The sequence below is a fragment of the Pseudomonas sp. NPDC077408 genome (genome assembly GCF_050269105.1).
In the GTDB taxonomy this organism is placed as follows: domain Bacteria; phylum Pseudomonadota; class Gammaproteobacteria; order Pseudomonadales; family Pseudomonadaceae; genus Stutzerimonas.
The window spans coordinates 99577-115637 of record NZ_JBNNHS010000006.1 but is presented as its reverse complement, the minus strand read 5'-3'; the positions used below and the strand labels follow the sequence as shown (position 1 = coordinate 115637).

Here is a 16061-nt window from a genome sequence, read left to right as displayed (position 1 = left end):
GTTGTCCGATGTTACGACCGACGAGCGGGCGAAAAGGCACGCAGTATATATCGCGCCCCCAACTCCAGCGCGTTGATCGCCGTGTCAGTCTGCGTGATAACGTTTCCCCCGAATTCGAACGGAGCCCTGCCATGCCGCTTGCTCAACTCATCGACACTGCGGAACTGACCGCACGCCTTTCGCAGCCGAATCTGTGCATTTTCGATTGCCGATTCGCCCTAGAAGACCCCGAATACGGGAGGCGAAGCTACGAACAGGCGCATATCCCCGGTGCGCGCTTTCTCGATCTTGAAAAGGACCTGTCAGGCCCGGTTGTCCGCGGCCAGACCGGTCGACACCCGTTGCCGCAGCCGGGACAGTTGGTCGCGCGACTCCGCGCGGCAGGCCTGAATGATGACAGCGAAGTCGTGATCTACGACGACGGCCCCGGCGCATTTGCCGCAAGGGCATGGTGGCTGCTGGCATGGCTGGGCAAACGCAGCGGTGTGTATTTGCTGGATGGTGGGTTCAAAGCCTGGCGTGATGCCTGCGGGCCGGTAACTCGAGAACCGGCCAACGCTCAGCCCGGCCAGTTCAACGGGACTCCCGACGACCTTTTGCTGGTTTCCACGCAACAGCTGGCAAAACGCCTCGGGCAGCCTGGTCTGACCTTATTCGACGCGCGTGCCCTGCCTCGCTTTCTCGGCGAACAGGAGCCTATCGATCCTGTGGCCGGGCATATTCCTGGCGCTCGCTGCGTGCCGTTTACCGAAAACCTCGATGCGACCGGATATTTTCTCTCGCCCGAACAGCTGCGTTCACGATTCGAACGGCACCTGGCCGACCAGCCAGCAGATGATCTGGTGGCCTATTGCGGATCTGGCGTGACGGCCTGCCATAACCTGTTTGCCCTCTGCCTGGCCGGCTACCCACTGGCCAAACTGTACCCAGGCTCCTGGAGCGAATGGATCACCGACCCACAACGACCTATAGCCTGATCCAAACGATTCGAATGCGACCGATCGGTCAGCTTCAGCCCAGCGGGTTTTATCGGCAATTCGACCTTTTATCGGCGCCGATCGTCGTGCTTTACGAAAAATTGCACTCTTTCGTTTGCGACGGATCAGAGAAGCTTGGTAGGGTCCGAGCCGCTTTTTCCCCTGGAGTACAACAATGAAAAAAACATGGTTGAAGACCGCGATTGCAGTAGCCGTAGGCGCCCTTTCCACTCAAGTCATGGCTGCCGGCTTCGCGCTTAACGAACAAAGCATCAGCGGCATGGGCACCTCATTCGCCGGTCGCTCTTCTTCTGCCGATGACGCCACTACCCTGTTCGGCAACCCAGCCGGCATGTCGCGCCTCCAGCGCGAGCAGGTCAGCTTCGGCATGGCGGCGATCAATGCGAAGACGGATATCAACGACACCAGCAGTTTCCCCGCCGGCGGTAGCAACGATGGCGATATGGTCCCTGTCACCGCGGTCCCGATGGGCTATTACGTGAAGCCGCTGGACGACAAATGGGCGGTTGGCGTTGGTGTGTACGTACCCTTCGGCCTGATTACCGACTATGAGAGCGGCTTCGAAGGTCGCTATTTTGGGGATTACAGTGAAGTCCGTGTGATCACCGTACAGCCAACCGTCAGCTATCGTTTCAACGAAAAGCTTTCGGTCGGCTTCGGCCCAACGATCAACCGGATCGACGGGCAACTTGAAAGCGCGGTCCCGCCAGCTACCCCCGGGGCGACAGCCGACAGCCGCGTCAAGATCAAAGGTGATGACACGGCTTTGGGTTTCAATGTTGGCGTACTGTACGAGTTCACCCCGCACACCCGCGCTGGCATTACCTACCGCTCCAAAGTCGACTACACCCTCGAAGGTGATACTCGAGTATCTGGTAACGACCCGACTCTGGCCTTCATAGGCGCGTACGGCGAATACGATGCGTCGCTGGATCTCGAAACGCCTGAATCTATCGACGTCTCGATTACTCACGAACTGAACGATCAGTGGACCCTATACGGCGGCGCGATGCTGACCCGCTGGAGCCGCCTCGAGTCGATTATTGTTGAAAACGGCGGTGTTGCGGCCGGCCCGGCTACTGCCTCCTTCGGCACCATTGAAGAAGAGCAGGACTGGCACGACACTTGGTCCTACGCGCTTGGTGCAGCCTATAAGCTTAACAAGCAGTGGACGCTTCGCACCGGATTGGCGTTCGATCAGAGCCCGACCAACAATACCCACCGCTCGCCACGCATCCCGACTGGCGACCGTACTGCGGTGAGCTTTGGTCTGGCCTGGAACCCAACCGATGACATGACCGTCGATCTGGCCTACTCCTACTTGTGGGAAGAGGACACCAAGATCCAGCAGGCCAGCGCAACTCGTGGCGTCTACAACGCCACCTACGAAAACAGCGCTCACGGTTTCGGCGCTGCCATGACCTACCGCTTCTGATGCACCCCGCCCCGGCCGACCGGTCGGGGCACCCCTCCCCGCTACTCGGCTAACGCCTTCTCTACTGCACCGATCAGCTCTGGATCGTCCGGTTCGACTTTGCTCGAGAAGTAGTCGACGACCTTGCCGTTGCGATCGACTACATACTTATAGAAATTCCAACGCGGTGCCCCTCCGGCCTGCTCGGCCAGTTGCCGAAACAGTGGTATCGCATCACTGCCGCGTACGGGCTGTGTCTGCGCCATCGGGAAGGTCACTCCGTAATTCACATAGCAGACCTCCGCCGTTTCAGCCGCATCGTCAGACTCTTGAAAGAAGTCATCGGACGGCACGCCGAGAATCACCAGCCCATCACCCTTGTAGCGCTGATACAGCGCCTCCAGCCCCTTGAACTGCGGTGCGAAGCCACAAAAGCTGGCGGTGTTGACCACGACCAACGCCTTACCCTGAAACTGCTCGCACAGATCAATGGTTTCCTTTGATCGCAGCTTCGGAAGTTCATGCTGCAGCAATGCCGGGCACTGTTCAGCCGCTGCGGGACCAGCCAACAGAAGCAGCGCAAGTGAGGCGGCCACCCATTCAATTTTCATGACGAAGCTCCAAAAGCGGTATCGAGGCCACGCTACTCCCGAGTCCCGTCAGGAGCAACGGTCACCCAACCGCAATAACTGAGGCCAACGCTATAACGCTATATACAAATCTATATAGCGCTTGCCAAAATGACCGCTCCTTATGGGAGGCAGACATGAGCGATCCGAGACAATTCGAGCCGTTGCGCATAGACGGGCAGCTCTGGTTCAACCGTGGCGAGAAGGGCTATCTCGGTGGCAAGCGCATTGAGCTGCTTGAACAGATCGAAGCGACGGGCTCGATCAGTCGCGCCGCCAAGGCCATCAAGCTCAGCTACAAGGCCGCATGGGATGCGGTGGATGCCATGAACAATCTCTCCGAGCGGCCGCTGGTCATACGCTCAGCGGGCGGCACCAAGGGCGGCGGGACGCAACTGACAGAATTCGGTCGGGAAATGCTGCATATCTGGCAGCGAATGCAGCACGAGTACGAACGCTTCCTGGCGCAGGTCGCCCAGGGTATCGATGGGTTCGAGGATTTCGACAAACTGCTCAGGGCAATCGCCATGAAAACCAGCGCACGCAACCAGTTTCGGGGCCGCATCACCCAGGTCGAACGAGGCGCGGTGAATGGCAGCGTCAGCCTGGATATCGGCGACGGACAAACGATGACCGCGACGCTGACCAACGACAGTATCGACGAGCTTCAGCTCGCACCGGGCAAGATCGCCATGGCATTGGTCAAAGCCAGCTTTGTCCTGCTGTCGCCTGATCCCGACGTGAAGATCAGCGCCCGCAATCGCCTGAGCGGAACCATCGGGGCCATCACGCCTGGTGCGGTCAGCTGCGAGGTCAAGCTGCTACTTCCCGGCAACCGAACGCTGGGGGCAGTCATCACCAATGAAAGCACCGAAGCGCTCGGATTGGCCGTCGGTCAGCCCTGTACGGCGCTGATCAAAGCTTCTCACGTAATCATCGCGGTAGATTGATGAGCATGATGAATCGTACTCGTATGACCCTTGTCGCGGCGCTGGCTGCACTTACGCCTTTGACCGGCCATGCCGATGAAATCCAGGTTGCGGTGGCGTCGAACTTCACCTCGCCCATGCGCGTCATCACTGAAGAGTTCGAACGCGACACCGGCCATAAGGTACTGCTGTCCTTCGGCTCGACTGGAAAGCTCTACGCGCAGATTCGCAACGGTGCGCCTTTCTCAATACTGCTGGCAGCGGATGAACCGATTCCAGTCAGACTGGAAGACGAAGGGTTGGGTGTTGCTGGAAGCCGCTTCACCTACGCCATCGGTACATTGGTGTTGTGGTCAGCCAATGATGGTTATGTCGACGATCAGGGCAAGGTGCTTACCGATCAGCCATATCGTCACCTCGCGATCGCCAATCCGAAAACCGCACCCTACGGCGCCGCAGCGATGGCGACGCTGACAAAGCTGGGGCTTGCCGATTCGGTCAAAGGCAAGCTGGTGCAAGGCGAAAACATTGCACAAACCCATCAATTCGTCGCCAGCGGCAACGCCGAACTCGGCTTCGTCGCACTTTCTCAGGTAATCGAAAGCGGTGAAATCCGGCAGGGGTCCGGCTGGGTAGTACCCGCCACCTATCATCCACCGATTCGCCAGGACGCTCTGCTGCTGACCAAAGGTCGCGACAACCCGGCGGCGCACGCACTGCTCGATTACCTGCGAAGCGCAGAGGCAACCGAGGTGATCAACGCCTACGGTTATGGTCGGTAGGTGAATGGAAATGCCCATCCTGGATGACGCCAGTCTCTCGGCGATCTGGCTAACGCTCAAACTCGCCAGCATCACCACCGTTCTGCTGTTACTGCTCGGAACCCCCATCGCTTGGTGGCTGGCACGGACCCGCTCACGCCTGAAAGGCCCTATCGGCGCCGTGGTGGCGCTCCCCCTCGTACTTCCACCCAGTGTGCTCGGCTTTTACCTGCTCGTAGCGATGGGCCCCAATGGCCCCGTTGGGCAACTGACCCAAACGCTCGGCCTGGGTGTCCTGCCGTTCACCTTTGCCGGTCTGGTCGTGGGCTCGGTGTTCTACTCGATGCCCTTCGTGGTGCAACCGTTGCAGAACGCCTTCGAAGCGATTGGCGAACGCCCATTAGAAGCCGCAGCAACCCTGCGTGCGGGTCCATTGGACGCCTTCTTCACCGTCGTATTGCCGCTGGCACGGCCCGGTTTCGTGACGGCCAGCATTCTCGGCTTCGCGCATACGGTGGGCGAGTTTGGTGTCGTGCTGATGATCGGCGGGAACATCCCCGAGAAAACCCGCGTGTTGTCCGTACAGATCTACGATCACGTCGAAGCCCTGGAATACGCCCAGGCGCACTGGCTTGCCGGCGGGATGCTGCTGTTTTCCTTTCTGGTGCTGCTCGTTCTCTATGCAAGCCCGCTGCGGCAGGGGTGGCGCGGATGAACAACAACCTGAGCGGGATACATGCACAGCTGCGTCTGGCCCATCCAGGCTTCGCTCTCGACGTGGACGTCAAACTACCGGGCCGTGGTGTCAGCGCCCTGTTCGGCCCCTCGGGCTCGGGCAAGACCAGTTGCTTGCGCTGCATCGCCGGGCTCGAGCGCAGCAGCACCGGAACACTGGAGGTCAATGGCGACTGCTGGCAAGACTCGAGCCGCCAGTGGTTCGTGCCACCGCATCAGCGCCCGATTGGTTATGTGTTTCAGGATGCCAATCTGTTCGCCCATCTATCCGTCAAAGGCAATCTCGAATTCGGCATGAAGCGCGTCCCATCACAGGACCGGCGTGTTGTCTGGGATCAGGCTGTCGAACTGCTGGGCATCGAGCATATTCTGGATCGCATGCCAGAGCGACTTTCCGGTGGCGAGCGACAACGGGTCGGCATCGCACGTGCACTGCTGACCAGCCCCCGTCTGCTGCTGATGGACGAGCCTCTGGCTGCCCTCGACGTGAAGCGCAAACAGGAAATCCTGCCGTACCTTGAACGTCTGCACGACGAGTTGGATATACCACTGCTCTATGTCAGCCACGCACCAGACGAAGTGGCGCGACTGGCTGATCATCTGGTTCTGCTCGATGAGGGCCAGGTCGTTGCGCAGGGGCCGCTGCACGAAACCCTTGCACGCCTCGATCTACCAACTGCGTTCGGTGAGGATGCAGGCGTCGTCATCGAATCGGAAATTGCCGGGCACGACACCGATTACCACCTCACTCGCCTGACGTTTCGAGGCGGTGACGTTCTGGTGGCGCAACGGAGCGAAGCGGTCGGTCATCGGCTGCGCTTTCGCGTCCATGCGCGGGACGTCAGCTTGACGCTGGAACGTGCGGAAGGCACCAGCATCAGCAACCTCCTACCGGTGCGGGTTGCTGAAGTGGTCACCGCCGATACGCCAGCCCATGTTCTGATTCGCCTGGACGCGCAAGGCACACCGCTGCTGGCGCGCATTACGCGGCGTTCGGCCGATCAGCTCGGGGTTACCGAGGGCAAGGCGCTCTGGGCGCAGATCAAAACAGTCGCATTGCTGGGTTGAGCGCTCGCCCTAGCCCAGCAGCGCCAAGCCGACCAGCACCGCGCACTCCACCAGCTCCAACAACGCGCCGGCAGTGTCACCCGTGGTACCACCCAACCGCTGAACCAGGGCGCGGCGCACCAGCATTCCCACACAAGCGGCAACCGCCAGCGCAACCCAACCACCAGCACCGATCAGGACGCCACCGAGCACAATCAGCCCCAACACCAGCCGCGCTTCCGATCGCGGCATGTGCTCGGCCAGGGCTTGGCCCAACCCGCCGGGCCGTACGTAGGGCGTAGTCAGAAACAAACCCAACATTGCGCTTCGCCCTACCAGCGGCACCGCCAAAAGCACCCATAGATTGCCTTGCTCGAGCAGTGTCCATAACGCGACGAACTTCAACAGCAGGACTAACACCAGCACGGTGACCGCAACCGGGCCGCTGCAGGGGTCTTTCATGATCGCCAGGGTTCGCTCCCGGTCGCCGAAGCCGCCCAGCCAGGCATCCGCACTGTCGGCCAGGCCGTCAAGGTGCAGCGCACCGGTGAGCCAGACCCACGCGGCCAGCAGCAAAGCGGCCTTCAAGGGTGGCGCCGCATTGCCGAGAGCCATACCGAGCAAACAGAGCATGCCGCCGAGCAGCAACCCCACCAGCGGGTAATACAGCAGCGATCTGCCGATCTGCTGCGGCTCGGGCATGCTGCGCAGTCGCACCGGGAGGCAGGTGAGAAACTGCAGCGCGATCAGAAAGGGCTGCATCCTTCCTCCAGCCAGAGCGTGGCGTCGGCGAAGCCCGTTCTCAGCCCGAACAGCGCCCCATGACTGACCTCAACCTGCAGCAGGCCTTCGCGCGGCAGACCACGCGCCTGCGCCAGGAGCAGCCGCATCACTCCCGCGTGCGTGATCAGCAGCACGCGTTCGCCTGCACATCGATCGGTCAGCCGCTCGATTGCTGCCAGCACGCGCGCCGCAAAGTCAGCGACGGGTTCCGCGCCGGGCGGAGTGAAGCCGTACGGGTCGCTCCAGAAGCGGCCCAGGGCTTCGCTCTGATCGACCATCAGGTCCGCAGCGGTGCGCCCTTCCCAATCGCCGAAGTCCAGTTCGCGAAGGTCGGGCTCAAGTTCGAGCTCAAGTGACCGTTGCTCGGCGAGCTCAGCTGCGAAATCCGCGCAGCGGCGCAGGGGTGAACTGATGATTCGGTCCCAGGGTCCGGCGCCGACAACGGCTGCTCGCAACTGCTGCCAGCCTGTTGCGGTGAGGGCATCATCCAGCCGCCCGCGAAAACCGCCGCCGGCTTCGGTTTCACCGTGACGCAGCAACTCCAGCTGCACGCTCATGAATGTTTCACCGCAACGGCGGCTTCTTCGAATGTGGCCATGCCGTCGTGCAGCGCGCAGGCCATCCGGAGCAGCGGAACCGCCAGCGCCGCGCCGCTGCCTTCGCCCAGACGCAGGCCAAGGTCGAGCAACGGCTGAGCATCCAATGTGCTGAGCACAGCGGCATGGCCTGGCTCAGCCGAGCGGTGGGCGAACAGCAGCCAGTCACGACAGGCTGGGTTCAGACGCACCGCACACAGCGCCGCCACACTGCAGATAAAGCCGTCGACCAGCACGACGATGCCTTGCTGCGCGCAGGCGACATAGGCGCCGGTGAGCGCAGCCAGCTCGAAACCACCGAGCCGCTGCATCCAGCCGAGGGTGTCGTGCGATCCCGCGTGCAGCGCCAGTGCCCGCTCGATGACTGCGCGCTTATGCGCCACTCCAGCCTCGTCCAAGCCGGTGCCCGGCCCGGCCAATTCGTGCGGCGCGCAACCCAGCAAAGCGCAGGCCAGCGCAGCCGCGGTGGTGGTATTGCCGATGCCCATCTCGCCGCCAATGAACAGCTCGCTCCGCTGCTGTTGCGCCCGCAGCACGCTGTCGCGCCCGGCCTGCATCGCGAGCCGGCAGGTCTCGGCACTCATCGCCGATTCCCTGGCGAAATTGCGGGTGCCCGGTCCCAGCGAAAGATGGCGCACCCGAGGCAGGGACAACAGTGCCGCTGTCCCCAGATCAACCACTTCCAGGGTCGCCTCGAGCTGCTTCGCCAACACACTGATCGCTGCGCCCCCGTTGACGAAGTTGGCAAGCATCTGGCCAGTCACCGATTGCGGGAACGCCGAGACGCCTTCTTCGGCAACGCCATGATCACCGGCAAAAATGGCGATGAAAACGTGCTCCGCTGACGGGCGAGCGCGACCCTGCAAAGCCGCCAGCTGCGGCACCACCGCTTCGATACGCCCCAGCGAGCCCGCTGGCTTGGTCAACCGGGCATCGCGCTGACGTGCCACCTGGCGTGCCGCTTCGTCCGGGACCCGGCAGGGTTCCAACCACCATTGCTTGTTCAAAGCGCCGCTCCTTTGAGGGTCATTGGCAAACCCGCCACGGTGAACACCACGCGCTGACAACGCTCGGCGAGGGCCTGGTGCAGCAGGCCCGCCTCATCGACATATCGCCGGGTCAACTCCCCCAGCGGCACCACGCCCAGCCCTGTTTCATTACTGACCAGTAGCACCCGCCCCGGTAGGTCAGCGAGGCACTCAAGCAAGGCCTCACGTTCTTCCGTAAGGCGAACCTGGTCGTCCAGTATCAGCAGATTGGTCAGCCAGAGCGTCAGGCAATCCACCAGCAGGCAGCGATCCTCACGGGCATGTTCACGCATGACAGATGCCAGCGTCAGCGGTTCTTCAATCAAGGCCCAGCTGGCGGGGCGCCGGGCACGGTGATGAGCGATGCGTTCGTTCATCTCGCCATCCAATGGCTGGCTCGTGGCGATATAGGTAACCGCCAGGCCACTTTCAACCGCAAGCCGCTCAGCCAAACGACTCTTGCCGGACCGCGCGCCACCGAGGATAAGCTCGATCATGCATCCGCCTCCGTTGATAGGCCGCAAAGCGTCAGCAGTCGCCCGACATCCAAGTGCTTCTCGACCAGATCCGCCAAACGCTCGATGTCGCGTTCTCGCAATGCCTGGTAGTCGACCCGCTGCGCCCTCTCTAGTCCCGCCCAGCGCAACAGCGCCTCGCAGGCAGCTGGCGACTCGAACAGACCGTGGAGGTAGGTGCCGAGCACCTGACCATCCTCGCTGATCGCGCCATCCAGGCGGCCATTGTCGAGTCGTACGGCGGCACGCTCCAGTGCGGGTCCGTCACTGATACCTGCGTGAATCTCATAGCCGCTAATCTCGACGTCATCGATCCCCAGTCGTCCATGCACGTTGCGCAGCTGTTTGTGGGCAGCCAGCGTTGTGGAGAACCGAAGCAGTCCCAACCCGTCGCTCTGCCCAGCCGGCCCTTCCAGGCCGAGCGGATCAGCAATGCATTCGCCGAGCATTTGCAGCCCGCCACAGATTCCGAGCAGCTTGCCGCCGTAACGCAGATGCCGCTGTATCGCCGACTCCCAACCTTGCTCGCGCAGCCAGGCAAGATCCTCCCGCACGCTTTTAGAGCCCGGCAGGATAATCAGATCGGCAGGCGGCACTGCTTGTCCGGGCCCAACAAAGCAGAGGTCAACCTGAGGATGCAAACGCAGCGGATCGAAGTCGGTGTGATTGCTGATACGCGGCAGCACCGGCACCACGACCTTCAAGGTCTGCTCGTTCTTCGCGGACTGACGCACGTCGACGGCGTCCTCTGCTTCGAGGTGGAAATCCATAAGGTACGGCAGCACCCCGAGAACGGGCTTGCCTGTACGCTGTTCGAGCCAGTCGAGGCCCGGCTGCAGCAGGGCAATATCGCCGCGAAAACGGTTGATCACGAAGCCTTTGACCCGCGCCTGCTCACTGGGGCTAAGCAATTCCAGCGTGCCGACCAGGTGTGCGAACACGCCGCCCTTGTCGATATCGGCAATCAGGATCACCGGGCAGTCGACCGCTTCGGCGAAGCCCATGTTGGCGATATCGTTGGCGCGCAGATTGATCTCGGCCGGCGAACCCGCGCCTTCGACCATTACCACCTGATAGGCATCGCGCAGGCGCCGGTGCGATGCCAGCACCGCCTCCATCGCCACGCGCTTATAGTCGTGGTAGGCCACGGCATCCATGTTGCTGACGGCTCGACCGTGGATGATCACCTGCGCACCGACATCGCTGTTGGGCTTGAGCAGGATGGGATTCATGTCGGTATGCGGCGGCAATCCTGCGGCCTGGGCCTGCACCGCTTGTGCGCGGCCGATCTCGCCGCCGTCAGCGGTTACCGCACTGTTGAGTGCCATGTTCTGCGGTTTGAAGGGCACGACGGTGACACCTTGCCGCTTGAGCCAGCGACACAGCGCGGTCACCAAGGTGCTCTTGCCGGCATCGGAGGTTGTGCCCTGAACCATCAAGGTACTCATGCGCTCAACGCCTGGTAACTGCTCAGCGCCCGCGTCAGCCTCGCCCATCCCGCTTCGTCCGCCGGCAGCCCGAAGCGCACACTCGGCGGATACAGAAAGCGGCGCACCAGAATGCCCTGGCAGGCTAGAAACTCACGGAGCATCGTCGCCTCCTCCGTCACAACCCAATGGAAAAGCCCGCATCCGCCGGCAGGTGGCAACCCGTGCGCTGAGAGCAGCTGCGCCAGACGCGCGCTGTCGCCAAGCAGGCGCTCGCACTGACGACGCTGCCCGTCGCGATCGGCAAGCAATACGGTGCCAATGAAGCGTGACGGCCCGGCAATCGGCCATGGCCCGAGCGCATCGCTCAGCACAGATAGCAAACTCTGTTCCGCCAGTACGAACCCGAGCCGCGCACCGGCCATACCGAAAAACTTGCCGAACGAGCGCAGCACAATCAGCCCCGGCAAATGACTATGGGGCGCCAGGCTGTGAGACGGGGTCGGATCCATGAAGGCTTCGTCAACGATCAACCAGCCGCCACGCTCGGCGAGACGGCCGTGCCAGGCGAGCAGCTGCTCCGGCGGTAAAAGGCGGCCGGTGGGGTTGTTCGGATTGACCACGACCAGCACGTCAAGCCCGTCGAGGGCCCGCGGCACACTGCCCTCGCTGAATTCGCTGAGACGATGCCCTTCGCGGCGCCAGGCTTCGGCATGTTCCGCATAACAGGGCGAGACGATTCCGACCTGCAATGGCCTGCGCAAGCGCGGCAACATCTGAATCGCAGCCTGGGAACCAGCCACTGGCAACAGCGAGGCGGCACCAAAATAGCCCTGCGCAGCGGTCTCCAGTTCATCTTCGGTTTCCGGCAGGCGCAGCCAGGCTTCGGTTGGAATGGCCGGCAGATCGAAACCGTATGGCGCAATGCCAGTGGATAGATCCAGCCAATCGTGCAGCGGTATATCAAAGTGCTCGGCCGCCCTACGCAGTTTTCCCCCGTGCTCAAGCATCCAGCCAGCCTCCAAGCAGCAATGCCAGCAACCAAAGACCGACGCCGGCCCAGACCATGTCCAGTGCGCGCTCGATGTCTCGAGCCTGAGGCGCTTCGCCTTCTCCGAGCATGGGTCTGTGATGCACCTCGCCGTGGTAGACGGCTGGACCGCCCAGCGCCACGCCTAACGCACCGGCGCCAGCAGCCATTACGGGGCCGGCGTTGGGGCTGTCCCACAGCGGCGCTTGCATGCGCCAGCAACGCCAGGCTCGGCGCGTCTGGCCCAACAGCGCATATGTGAGCGCAACCAGCCTGGCGGGAATGAAATTCAACACATCATCGATACGCGCCGCGGCCCAGCCGAATCGCTCGAAGCGCTGGTTGCGGTAGCCCCACATGGCATCGAGCGTATTGCTCAGCCGGTACAGCACCACACCGGGTGCGCCTGCCAGCACGAACCAGAACAGCGCGGCAAATACCGCATCGCTACCATTCTCCAATGCCGACTCGGTCGCGGCTCGGGCGACGCCCTGCTCGTCGAGTTCGCGTGTATCGCGGCTGACAATGAAACCGACGCGCTGGCGCGCTTCAGCCAAATCACCCTGACGCAGCGCCCGTGCTACCGGCAGCAGATGGTCGCCAAGGCTGCGCAGTCCCAACGCCATATAGAGCAAGCAGATCTCAACCAGCCAGCCAACAGTCGGCAACGAACCGAGCAGCCACGCCACTGCCGTCAGCGGCAGCACGGCGAGGCACCAGGCGGTAACGCCATGACTGCGCCAGCCACGACCGCCGGGCCCGTTGAAGTGAAGCTCGAGCCGATCAGCCAGCTTGCCGAACGCAACCAGGGGATGACCGCGACGGGGTTCGCCGAGCAGCGCGTCGAGCGCAACACCACCTAGGCAACTTAGGGCGATACTCACACTTGTTGGCCCCAGAAATTGTCGAACAGTAAATCGGACAGCGGTCGCGGCTTGGTCCAGCCTTCGAGCGCGAGCATTGGCGCGGGATAAAACTCAACCACCGGCCCCAGGCAGATCACTGCGACCGGTTTCGCCCCAGCGGGCATCTGCAGCAGATCAGCCAGTGCCTGCGGATCGAACAGCGATACCCAACCCATGCCCAAGCCCTCGGCCCGCGCAGCGAGCCAGAGATTCTGGATCGCGCAGGCGGCCGAAGCGAGGTCCATTTCCGGCAGCGTGCGACGACCAAACACGTGTGTCTCGCGGCCATCCATCAACGCGACGACCAGTAGTTCGGCGCAATCGCGAATGCCCTCGACCTTAAGCTTCATGAATGCCTCGCCCCGCTCGCCCAGCGCAGCGGCAGTGAGCAAACGCTCCTCCTCGACCAGCTCTGCAATGGCGCTGCGCAATTCGGGACGGCTGATGCGAAGAAACCGCCAAGGCTGCATCAAGCCCACGCTAGGCGCCTGATGCGCGGCCTCGAGCAGGCGCGCCAGCAACTCGGGTGCAACCTCGCCTCCGCTGAAATGCCGCATGTCTCGACGTTCGCCAATCGCCCGGTAAACCCCAGCGCGCTGCTCCGCGGTAAAGGCAAACTCGCTCATGGACTGAGCATCGCCGCAGCCGCGAACGGATCGGACGGCATGTAGAAATGGATGTAGGAAGCCGTCAGCCGGTCCTGCCGGTAAACCGCCTCGGCCGTGCGCTTGTAATTCGGACATTCACCTCGCGCCAGCGGCTGCATCGGCGACTCAAGGGAGGAATGGTGAAAGGTGTGGCCGCGCAGGCGCCCTTCCGGCAGCTGCACTTCCTGCAGCGCCATCGCGGTATAACGCTTCTGCATCGTCGCTTCGCCGGGCATCAGGCCAAGCATGCTCTCACGCACCCCATCCTGGCCGGTCAGGCCGTCGAGCAGATAGAGCATGCCCCCGCACTCGGCAAGGGTCGGTTTGCCCGCTTCATGATGGGCGCGTATCGCCTCAGCCATCGTGCGGTTTCGGCTCAATGCCCGCATATGCAACTCCGGATAGCCGCCCGGAAGATACAGACTGTCGACTGCGGGCAGGCGGGCGAATCGCAGCGGCGAGAAGAACAACAGTTCTGCACCGAGTGCTTGCAGCAGGTCGAGGTTAGCCTGATAGACGAAGGAGAAAGCCGCGTCCCGCGCCACGCCGATACGCACACCACTCAACAGTTTCGGCAGCGTCTCGGGTGCCGGTGGTGGAAAGCTGATCGCCGTCGGCATTCTGCAATCGGCGCTCGCCGCCAGCGCGTCGGCAGCCGCGTCGAGCCGGGCGTCCAGATCTGCCAATTCCTGCGCCTGTACAAGCCCCAGGTGGCGGCTGGGCAGGCCTACGGAATCGCCGCGCGGCAGGGCTCCGAACCAACCAATCTGCTTTGGCAAACAGTCGCGCAGGATCTCGCCATGGCGGCTGCTGCCGACCCGATTGGCCAACACACCGGCAAACGGAAGATCCGGCTGGTAGCTGGCCAAACCGTGAGCCAGCGCCCCGAAGGTCTGCGCCATGGACGATCCATCGACCACCGCCAATACCGGCACGCCAAACTGCCGCGCCAGATCGGCAGCCGACGGCGTGCCGTCAAACAGCCCCATCACGCCTTCGATGAGGATCAGGTCGGCATCACGCGCCGCTTCCCATAGCAGGCGGCGGCTTTCAGCTTCCCCCACCATCCACAGATCGAGTTGATAGACCGGGTGACCACTGGCACGGGCCAGCACCATGGGATCGAGGAAGTCCGGGCCGCACTTAAAGACGCGCACGCGTTTGCCTTGGCGCGTATGCAAGCGAGCCAGGCCAGCGGTCACGGTCGTTTTACCCTGGCCGGAGGCTGGCGCGGCAATGAGCAGCGCCGGGCAGTCATGCGGCCTGCTCATCATACAATCGCACTCGCGACGGAGATCGAGCCCTGTGCAAATGGCGCGGCGCCGTAGGGTGGATGGCGCTCCACCCATCCACCACCACCGTTACCAATAACGGTGGATGAAAAAAGCGTCATCCACCCTACGCTCGACGTCAATGCAAACATCAGAACTCGATTCCCTTTTGCGCCTTCACGCCAGTTTTGAAGGCATGTTTGATCAGATTCATTTCAGTCACGGTGTCGGCTGCCTCGATCAAACCCAGTGGCGCGCCGCGGCCGGTGACCACCACATGCTGCAATAGCGGTCGCGACTCGATATCAGCGAGGATCGGGTCGAGTTCCAGATAGCCGTACTTAAGGGCAATGTTCAGCTCATCCAGCACGACAAGACCAATGTCCGGATCAGCCAGTAGCTGTGCGGCGACGTTCCACGCCTCCTTTGCCTTGGCGATGTCACGCTGGCGGTCCTGCGTTTCCCAGGTGAAGCCTTCCCCCATCACGTGGTAGCGGACCTCATCGGGAAAGCGACGAAAAAAGCTTTCTTCGCCGGTACTGGCCGCGCCCTTGATGAACTGAACCACGCCCACCTTGATGCCATGACCGAGTGCGCGGGCGACCATGCCGAACGCCGAGCTGCTCTTGCCCTTGCCGTTACCGGTGTGCACCAGCAGCAGGCCGTACTCGTCCTGCGCTTCGGCGATCTTCTCGTCGACGACTGCCTTCTTGCGTTGCATCCGTGCCTTATGGCGATCATCGCGTGCGCTGGACTCATTCATGCGCGAGCGCCTTCACGCTGTGTGCTCCAAGCACGCAGGCCGACGAACATGACCGCTGCGGTTCCCACATACAACGCCAAGTTACCCAGGTAGCGCGGGTAGTAGACGCCAATGCGCTCGGCCAGCTGCGCCAGGCTCGGGTCTGGATAGCGGCCGGAGAAAAACAGGAAACCGCCGCCCGAAAACAGGTAGCAGACGAAGGCGCTCAGCACCACGACGCCCGCCAGCAATGCCAGGCTACTCAGGTGGTCACGGTGCAACCGCGCATACATCCGTCCGCCGAACCACAGGGAGCCGTAGGCAGGCACCAGCATCCAGTACGCCGGTGACATGCAGTAGCTGCTCACGCCCTGCCATTCGATAGCGGCGAAATCCAGCAGCGACGCCTCGACGAACAGAGCCGGAAACACCCAGCGCGGCGCTAGCAGCACGCCCGCAAGGAAGAACACCGCCCAAGAGGCGCTTGGCAGGTTCACCGAAGCGAAGTGCTGGCCACGGGTCATGGCCATCAGCGCGACCAACGCGATACCGACAGCCAGTTGGGCTCTAGGGGACAGTTTGATCATCGGTGTTCTCCTTGGGG

The 16061-nt window shown here is 62.4% G+C and carries 18 protein-coding genes; 6 read left to right on the top strand and 12 right to left on the bottom strand.

The window, feature by feature from the left end:
• The first annotated feature begins 131 nt into the window (after positions 1–131).
• Positions 132–977, top strand: a complete 846-nt coding sequence (locus ACQKEK_RS16195) for a sulfurtransferase (protein ID WP_499143762.1) — start codon at positions 132–134, stop codon at positions 975–977.
• A 175-nt stretch (positions 978–1152) separates the two neighbouring features.
• Complete coding sequence (locus ACQKEK_RS16190; RefSeq protein WP_499143761.1) at positions 1153–2433, top strand: OmpP1/FadL family transporter; 1281 nt, start codon at positions 1153–1155, stop codon at positions 2431–2433.
• A gap of 41 nt (positions 2434–2474) precedes the next feature.
• Here ACQKEK_RS16190 and ACQKEK_RS16185 read toward each other — a convergent pair whose 3' ends face one another.
• On the bottom strand, positions 2475–3023 hold the full coding sequence (locus ACQKEK_RS16185) for a glutathione peroxidase (protein ID WP_128119163.1): 549 nt from the start codon (positions 3021–3023) through the stop codon (positions 2475–2477).
• Between the two features lie 155 nt (positions 3024–3178).
• On the opposite strand from ACQKEK_RS16185, the gene ACQKEK_RS16180 reads away from it, so the two are divergent.
• Genes ACQKEK_RS16180 through modC form a run of 4 tightly spaced genes read left to right on the top strand, consistent with a single transcriptional unit; the run spans position 3179 to position 6534 of the window.
• Complete coding sequence (locus ACQKEK_RS16180) at positions 3179–3991, top strand: TOBE domain-containing protein (RefSeq protein ID WP_128119162.1); 813 nt, start codon at positions 3179–3181, stop codon at positions 3989–3991.
• 8 nt (positions 3992–3999) lie between these two features.
• On the top strand, positions 4000–4752 hold the full coding sequence (gene modA, locus ACQKEK_RS16175) for a molybdate ABC transporter substrate-binding protein (RefSeq protein ID WP_499143760.1): 753 nt from the start codon (positions 4000–4002) through the stop codon (positions 4750–4752).
• Positions 4753–4756: 4 nt separating this feature from the next.
• Complete coding sequence (gene modB, locus ACQKEK_RS16170) at positions 4757–5446, top strand: molybdate ABC transporter permease subunit (RefSeq protein WP_499143759.1); 690 nt, start codon at positions 4757–4759, stop codon at positions 5444–5446.
• Positions 5443–6534 carry a molybdenum ABC transporter ATP-binding protein gene (gene modC / locus ACQKEK_RS16165; protein ID WP_499143758.1) on the top strand — a complete coding sequence of 364 codons (1092 nt, stop codon included), beginning with the start codon at positions 5443–5445 and terminating at the stop codon, positions 6532–6534. The genes modB and modC overlap by 4 nt, the downstream gene beginning before the upstream one ends.
• A gap of 9 nt (positions 6535–6543) precedes the next feature.
• On the opposite strand, the gene ACQKEK_RS16160 is transcribed toward modC, so the two are convergent.
• From ACQKEK_RS16160 to ACQKEK_RS16110, 11 genes are all read right to left on the bottom strand, one after another.
• The gene (locus ACQKEK_RS16160) at positions 6544–7275 is read right to left on the bottom strand and encodes an adenosylcobinamide-GDP ribazoletransferase (protein WP_499143757.1); all 732 of its coding nucleotides are present in this window, start codon (positions 7273–7275) and stop codon (positions 6544–6546) included.
• Complete coding sequence (gene cobC, locus ACQKEK_RS16155) at positions 7260–7853, bottom strand: alpha-ribazole phosphatase family protein (RefSeq protein WP_499143756.1); 594 nt, start codon at positions 7851–7853, stop codon at positions 7260–7262. The genes ACQKEK_RS16160 and cobC overlap by 16 nt, the downstream gene beginning before the upstream one ends.
• Positions 7850–8899: a nicotinate-nucleotide--dimethylbenzimidazole phosphoribosyltransferase gene (cobT, locus tag ACQKEK_RS16150; protein ID WP_499143755.1), complete on the bottom strand. Its 1050-nt coding sequence runs from the start codon at positions 8897–8899 to the stop codon at positions 7850–7852. Before cobT ends, cobC begins: the two co-directional genes overlap by 4 nt.
• On the bottom strand, positions 8896–9417 hold the full coding sequence (gene cobU / locus ACQKEK_RS16145) for a bifunctional adenosylcobinamide kinase/adenosylcobinamide-phosphate guanylyltransferase (protein ID WP_499143754.1): 522 nt from the start codon (positions 9415–9417) through the stop codon (positions 8896–8898). Before cobU ends, cobT begins: the two co-directional genes overlap by 4 nt.
• On the bottom strand, positions 9414–10883 hold the full coding sequence (locus ACQKEK_RS16140) for a cobyric acid synthase (RefSeq protein ID WP_499143753.1): 1470 nt from the start codon (positions 10881–10883) through the stop codon (positions 9414–9416). Before ACQKEK_RS16140 ends, cobU begins: the two co-directional genes overlap by 4 nt.
• Positions 10880–11872, bottom strand: a complete 993-nt coding sequence (gene cobD, locus ACQKEK_RS16135; protein WP_499143752.1) for a threonine-phosphate decarboxylase CobD — start codon at positions 11870–11872, stop codon at positions 10880–10882. Before cobD ends, ACQKEK_RS16140 begins: the two co-directional genes overlap by 4 nt.
• Positions 11865–12776, bottom strand: coding sequence for an adenosylcobinamide-phosphate synthase CbiB (gene cbiB, locus ACQKEK_RS16130; RefSeq protein ID WP_499143751.1), 912 nt, complete (start codon positions 12774–12776; stop codon positions 11865–11867). Before cbiB ends, cobD begins: the two co-directional genes overlap by 8 nt.
• Complete coding sequence (bluB, locus tag ACQKEK_RS16125; RefSeq protein ID WP_499143750.1) at positions 12773–13423, bottom strand: 5,6-dimethylbenzimidazole synthase; 651 nt, start codon at positions 13421–13423, stop codon at positions 12773–12775. The genes cbiB and bluB overlap by 4 nt, the downstream gene beginning before the upstream one ends.
• Entirely contained in the window at positions 13420–14715 is a 1296-nt protein-coding gene (locus ACQKEK_RS16120; RefSeq protein WP_499143749.1) for a cobyrinic acid a,c-diamide synthase CobB, read from the bottom strand. Before ACQKEK_RS16120 ends, bluB begins: the two co-directional genes overlap by 4 nt.
• A 151-nt stretch (positions 14716–14866) precedes the next feature.
• Entirely contained in the window at positions 14867–15478 is a 612-nt protein-coding gene (gene cobO / locus ACQKEK_RS16115; protein ID WP_499143748.1) for a cob(I)yrinic acid a,c-diamide adenosyltransferase, read from the bottom strand.
• Positions 15475–16044 (bottom strand): hypothetical protein, encoded by a 570-nt coding sequence (locus ACQKEK_RS16110; protein WP_499143747.1) that lies wholly within the window; start codon positions 16042–16044, stop codon positions 15475–15477. The genes cobO and ACQKEK_RS16110 overlap by 4 nt, the downstream gene beginning before the upstream one ends.
• Positions 16045–16061: the final 17 nt, after the last annotated feature.

Bases quoted from the DNA above. Each gene is read 5' to 3' on its own strand.
- modC (WP_499143758.1), top strand. From the start codon at position 5,443: ATGAACAACAACCTGAGCGGGATACATGCACAGCTGCGTCTGGCCCAT.
- modB (WP_499143759.1), top strand. From the start codon at position 4,757: ATGGAAATGCCCATCCTGGATGACGCCAGTCTCTCGGCGATCTGGCTA.
- ACQKEK_RS16185 (WP_128119163.1), bottom strand. From the start codon at position 3,023: ATGAAAATTGAATGGGTGGCCGCCTCACTTGCGCTGCTTCTGTTGGCT.
- ACQKEK_RS16195 (WP_499143762.1), top strand. From the start codon at position 132: ATGCCGCTTGCTCAACTCATCGACACTGCGGAACTGACCGCACGCCTT.
- ACQKEK_RS16140 (WP_499143753.1), bottom strand. From the start codon at position 10,883: ATGAGTACCTTGATGGTTCAGGGCACAACCTCCGATGCCGGCAAGAGC.
- bluB (WP_499143750.1), bottom strand. From the start codon at position 13,423: ATGAGCGAGTTTGCCTTTACCGCGGAGCAGCGCGCTGGGGTTTACCGG.
- ACQKEK_RS16110 (WP_499143747.1), bottom strand. From the start codon at position 16,044: ATGATCAAACTGTCCCCTAGAGCCCAACTGGCTGTCGGTATCGCGTTG.
- cobU (WP_499143754.1), bottom strand. From the start codon at position 9,417: ATGATCGAGCTTATCCTCGGTGGCGCGCGGTCCGGCAAGAGTCGTTTG.
- cobC (WP_499143756.1), bottom strand. From the start codon at position 7,853: ATGAGCGTGCAGCTGGAGTTGCTGCGTCACGGTGAAACCGAAGCCGGC.
- modA (WP_499143760.1), top strand. From the start codon at position 4,000: ATGAATCGTACTCGTATGACCCTTGTCGCGGCGCTGGCTGCACTTACG.
- ACQKEK_RS16160 (WP_499143757.1), bottom strand. From the start codon at position 7,275: ATGCAGCCCTTTCTGATCGCGCTGCAGTTTCTCACCTGCCTCCCGGTG.
- ACQKEK_RS16180 (WP_128119162.1), top strand. From the start codon at position 3,179: ATGAGCGATCCGAGACAATTCGAGCCGTTGCGCATAGACGGGCAGCTC.
- cobO (WP_499143748.1), bottom strand. From the start codon at position 15,478: ATGAATGAGTCCAGCGCACGCGATGATCGCCATAAGGCACGGATGCAA.
- ACQKEK_RS16190 (WP_499143761.1), top strand. From the start codon at position 1,153: ATGAAAAAAACATGGTTGAAGACCGCGATTGCAGTAGCCGTAGGCGCC.
- ACQKEK_RS16120 (WP_499143749.1), bottom strand. From the start codon at position 14,715: ATGAGCAGGCCGCATGACTGCCCGGCGCTGCTCATTGCCGCGCCAGCC.
- cobD (WP_499143752.1), bottom strand. From the start codon at position 11,872: ATGCTTGAGCACGGGGGAAAACTGCGTAGGGCGGCCGAGCACTTTGAT.